The organism is Streptomyces sp. NPDC060002, from assembly GCF_042737245.1.
GTDB lineage: Bacteria > Actinomycetota > Actinomycetes > Streptomycetales > Streptomycetaceae > Streptomyces.
This window is the reverse complement of the sequence record NZ_JBHWUW010000112.1, coordinates 5,010-9,674: the sequence shown is the minus strand read 5'-3', so window position 1 is coordinate 9,674 and position 4,665 is coordinate 5,010. Positions and strand designations below refer to the sequence as shown.

The 4,665-nt window shown below is 70.7% G+C and carries 4 protein-coding genes; 2 read left to right on the top strand and 2 right to left on the bottom strand.

Annotated elements, in window-relative coordinates; translation table 11 throughout:
- Positions 1-52: 52 nt before the first annotated feature.
- Positions 53-616 (bottom strand): YbjN domain-containing protein, encoded by a 564-nt coding sequence (locus ACFWBD_RS41120; RefSeq protein ID WP_385679242.1) that lies wholly within the window; start codon positions 614-616, stop codon positions 53-55.
- A gap of 142 nt (positions 617-758) precedes the next feature.
- On the opposite strand from ACFWBD_RS41120, the gene ACFWBD_RS41115 reads away from it, so the two are divergent.
- Entirely contained in the window at positions 759-1,274 is a 516-nt protein-coding gene (locus tag ACFWBD_RS41115) for a hypothetical protein (protein WP_385679239.1), read from the top strand.
- Positions 1,275-1,306: 32 nt separating this feature from the next.
- Here the strand turns inward: ACFWBD_RS41115 and clpB are convergent, their stop codons facing one another.
- Positions 1,307-3,910 (bottom strand): ATP-dependent chaperone ClpB, encoded by a 2,604-nt coding sequence (gene clpB, locus ACFWBD_RS41110; RefSeq protein WP_385679236.1) that lies wholly within the window; start codon positions 3,908-3,910, stop codon positions 1,307-1,309.
- Between the two features lie 121 nt (positions 3,911-4,031).
- Between clpB and ACFWBD_RS41105 the strand changes: the two genes are divergently transcribed.
- Positions 4,032-4,445, top strand: a complete 414-nt coding sequence (locus ACFWBD_RS41105; protein ID WP_385679233.1) for a pyridoxamine 5'-phosphate oxidase family protein — start codon at positions 4,032-4,034, stop codon at positions 4,443-4,445.
- Positions 4,446-4,665: the final 220 nt, after the last annotated feature.

Here is a 4,665-nt window from a genome sequence, read left to right as displayed (position 1 = left end):
GGTCCACAGGCTGTGGACGGGCGCCCGCTTCACGTACAGGCAGGTCGGGGACCTACTCGTCGCCGTCGGCCTTCTCGACGCCCTCGGCGCCGTCTTCGGGCTTCTCGTCGGCGGCGTCGACCGCCGACTCCAGGCCCAGCTGCTCCACGAGCCACTTGTCGAACTCGATCGCCGCTCGCACCCAGCTCACCGTCGAGGAGACGAAGAGCTCGATGTTCACACCGGCGCCGACCAGCAGCTGCGCCTCGCCGATGAGGCGGACGGTGCCGTCGTCGTGGGTGTGGGTGTAGACCTTCGGCCACAGGGTGCGGCGGTTCCAGTCGTCGATCGACTCGAGCAGCTGCGCCTTGTCGTCGATCTGGTGGGGCCGGTCGTAGAACGTCCGCACCGAGTAGACCGCCTGGTCTCCCTCGCCGCGGAACATGAAGTACGTACGGAACTCCTCCCACGGCGCCGCGAGGTCACCCTCGTCGTCGACGACGTACTTCAGCTCCATCTGGTCGAGGAGCTGCTTCACGAGGTCCTGATCCGGGACGACGGGGCCCGCCGGTCCACCCTGGGGCTGCGGCTCTGGCTGGCCCCCGAAGTTCGGAATCGAGGACGGGTCGATGCTCACCGTGTTTTTCCCTTCGTACGGATCCCGCCATCCTCCCCCATGCGGGGAGGGGGGTGGCAAGCCCAGCAGGGGCCTGTCAGCCCTGAGCTGACATGATCCGGCCTGTTGCGCGAAGGGGCGGTGACGGATGGAGGGGAATCGCATGGCGAACGGGCGAAGCGAGGCCGGTGTTCCGGCGGGGCCGGAGCCGAGGGGCCGGACCAGGTGGGGCTTGGTGGCGGCGATCCTGGCACTGCCGGTGCTGCTGGTGGGCGGCCTGCTGGTACTGCTCGTCGTCTCGGTGCTGACCGACGACGAGGAATGGGACGGAACCCGGCTCGAGAAGGTGCCCTGCGCCGAGGCGCTGGCGTTCGGCGGGGCCGAACTGCCGGCCGGCGCCCAGGACGCCGAGTGCACGGTGCAGTCCTGGCTGGACACGAACTACCAGGCCGACTTCCGGATGCCGCGCGCGGGCTTCGACGCCTGGCTGACGGACACCTATCCGCAGGCGCCCCGGCCGGGCGGCCCGGGGACCCAGGCCTGTGCGCACGGCTCGGACTACTGCTTCCAGCTCGACGTCACCGGCCACCCCGGGACGGCCGCCTACTACGTCGACGTGAACGTGACGTACGTGAACGCCGAGACCGCGCGGGTGCGGTACTCGGCGTTCACGACGTGACCTGAGCGGCGGCCGCGGCGGGGGCGGGGACGCTACAGCGTCTTGCCGGTCGCCGGGCCCACGACCAGGCCCTCGCCCTCGCCGAAGGTGTCCACCCGGACCGTGTCGCCGTCCTTGACCTCGCCGGCCAGGATCTCCTTGGCGAGCCGGTCGCCGATGGCCGTCTGGACCAGGCGGCGCAGCGGTCGGGCGCCGTACGCCGGGTCGTTGCCCTCGTCGGCGAGCCAGGCCAGGGCCGCGTCGGTGACCTCCAGGGTGAGGCGGCGTTCGGCGAGCCGCTTGGCCAGGCGGTCGATCTGAAGGCGGGCGATCCGCTCCAGCTCCTCCTTGTTCAGGGCCGAGAAGACGACCAGGTCGTCGAGCCGGTTGAGGAACTCCGGCTTGAACGAGGCCCTCACCACCTCCAGGACCTGCTCCTTCTTCTCCGCCTCGGTGGTCACCGGGTCGACCAGGTACTGGCTGCCCAGGTTCGACGTCAGCACCAGGATGGTGTTGCGGAAGTCGACCGTGCGGCCCTGGCCGTCGGTCAGCCGGCCGTCGTCCAGTACCTGGAGCAGGATGTCGAAGACCTCCGGGTGCGCCTTCTCCACCTCGTCCAGCAGGACCACGCTGTACGGGCGCCTGCGCACCGCCTCCGTGAGCTGGCCGCCCTCCTCGTAGCCGACGTAGCCGGGAGGCGCGCCGACCAGACGGGCGACGCTGTGCTTCTCGCCGTACTCCGACATGTCGATGCGGATCATGGCCCGCTCGTCGTCGAAGAGGAAGTCGGCGAGGGCCTTGGCCAGCTCGGTCTTGCCGACGCCGGTCGGGCCGAGGAAGAGGAAGGAGCCGGTGGGGCGGTCGGGGTCGGCGATACCCGCGCGGGAGCGGCGTACGGCGTCGGAGACCGCCTGCACCGCTTCCGCCTGGCCGATGAGACGGCGGCCGATCTCCTCCTCCATGCGGAGCAGCTTCTGCGTCTCGCCCTCCAGGAGGCGGCCCGCGGGGATGCCGGTCCAGGAGGCGACGACGTCGGCGATGTCGTCCGAGCCGACCTCCTCCTTGACCATGGTGTCCTTCGCGGCCTCCTCCTCGGCCTCGGTCGCGGCCTCCAGATCGCGCTCCAGGGTCGGGATCTCGCCGTACAGCAGCTTGCTGGCGGTGTCGAAGTCGCCGTCGCGCTGGGCGCGCTCGGCCTGGCCGCGCAGGTCGTCGAGCTTCTCCTTCAGCGCGCCGACCCGGTTGAGGGACTGCTTCTCCTTCTCCCAGCGGGCGGTGAGCAGGCGCAGCTCCTCCTCCCGGTCGGCGAGGTCGCGGCGCAGCTTCTCCAGCCGCTCCCGGGAGGCGGCGTCCGTCTCCTTGCTGAGCGCCAGCTCCTCCATCTTCAGCCGGTCCACGGACCGCTGGAGCTCGTCGATCTCGACCGGCGAGGAGTCGATCTCCATGCGCAGGCGGGAGGCCGCCTCGTCGACCAGGTCGATGGCCTTGTCGGGGAGGAAGCGGGAGGTGATGTACCGGTCGGAGAGGGTCGCGGCGGCGACCAGGGCCGCGTCCGCGATCTGCACCTTGTGGTGGGCCTCGTAGCGGCCCTTGAGGCCGCGCAGGATCGCGATGGTGTCCTCGACCGACGGCTCCGCCACCAGCACCTGCTGGAAGCGGCGCTCCAGCGCCGGGTCCTTCTCGATCCGCTCCCGGTACTCGTCGAGCGTCGTGGCGCCGACCATGCGCAGCTCGCCGCGCGCGAGCATCGGCTTGAGCATGTTGCCGGCGTCCATGGCGGAGTCGCCGCCGGCGCCCGCGCCGACGACCGTGTGCAGCTCGTCGATGAAGGTGATGATCTGCCCGTCGGAGTTCTTGATCTCGGCGAGGACGGTCTTCAGCCGCTCCTCGAACTCGCCCCGGTACTTGGCGCCCGCGACCATCGCGCCGAGGTCGAGCGCGACGAGCCGCTTGTTCCTGAGGGACTCGGGCACGTCGCCCTTGACGATCCGCTGGGCGAGCCCCTCGACGACGGCGGTCTTGCCGACGCCGGGCTCGCCGATGAGGACGGGGTTGTTCTTCGTGCGCCGGGAGAGGACCTGCACGACGCGCCGGATCTCCTGGTCCCGCCCGATGACCGGGTCGAGCTTGCCCTCGCGGGCGGCGGCGGTGAAGTCCGTCCCGAACTTCTCCAGGGCCTTGTACTGCCCCTCGGGGTCGGCGCTGGTCACCCGGCGCCCGCCGCGGGACTTCTGGAAGGCCTCCTGGAGCTTCTTCGGGGTCGCTCCCTGGCGGGCCAGCACGTCACCGGCCTGTCCGCCCTTGGCGGCGATGCCGATGAGCAGGTGCTCGGTCGACAGGTACTCGTCCCCCAGGTCGCGGGCCCGGCTCTGCGCGTCGGCGATGACGGCCAGCAGCTCGCGGTTGGGCTGCGGGGGCGCGACGGTGGACCCGGTCACGCTGGGCAGCGCGCCGAGCACCTTCTCCGTCCCGGCCCGCACGGCCGCCTGGTCCGCGTCGACGGCGGCCAGGAGATCGACGATGTTGTCGTTCTCCTGCCCCTGGAGCAGCGCGAGCAGCAGATGGGCGGGGATGAGGTCGGCGTGCCCCTGGGACACGGCCCTGTTGCTGGCCGCGTTGATCGCGTCCCGGCTCCGGTTGGTCAGCTCGGCGTCCACGTTCGCTTTCTCCTCCTGGCGTCAGCGCTCTCCCGTATCTGACTGAGTCAGCGTACACAAAGTTGAGTCTATTCCGCTCAAGGTGCGCGCGGGGGGTCCGGGACGGGTTAGGTTCCGGACCATGGCCGCATACCCCCAGGACCCGGGCGCCCCGGACGCGCCGTATCTCGCCTTCTGGCGCGAACGGCACCTGTGCACCCTGACCACACCACGCCCGGACGGCAGTCCGCACGTGGTTCCGGTCGGAGTGACATACGAACCCGAGGCCCGGCTCGCTCGGGTCATCGCCGACAAGCGCAGCACGAAGGTGGGCAACGTCCTGGCGGCGGGCCCGGCCGGCGCCCGGGTCGCGGTGTGCCAGGTGGACGGCCGGCGCTGGGCCACCCTGGAGGGCAGGGCGTACGTCCGCGGGGAGCCGGACCGGGTCGCGGAGGCGGTGCGCCGGTACGCCGAACGCTACGGGCGCACACCCGGCCCGAACCCCTCGCGCGTGGTGATCGAGATCGAGCTGACCCGGGCGATGGGACGCGGGTGAGCCGGCCGACGGGACGAGAGTGACCAAATCCGTCCCCGTCGTTTTTCGGCCAACGCTCAAGCGGGGGCATGTGCGGAGATCTCCCCGCAAATTACAGCGGCGGGACCCTGTAAACGAAAAGGAGTCCGCGCGGCGGGGGGTAGACACCGAGCCGTATGATTAGTACGGGGAAAAAGCGCGCGGAAAGCGGGGGGTGGGGGTGATTGTGTTAAGGGGGGGA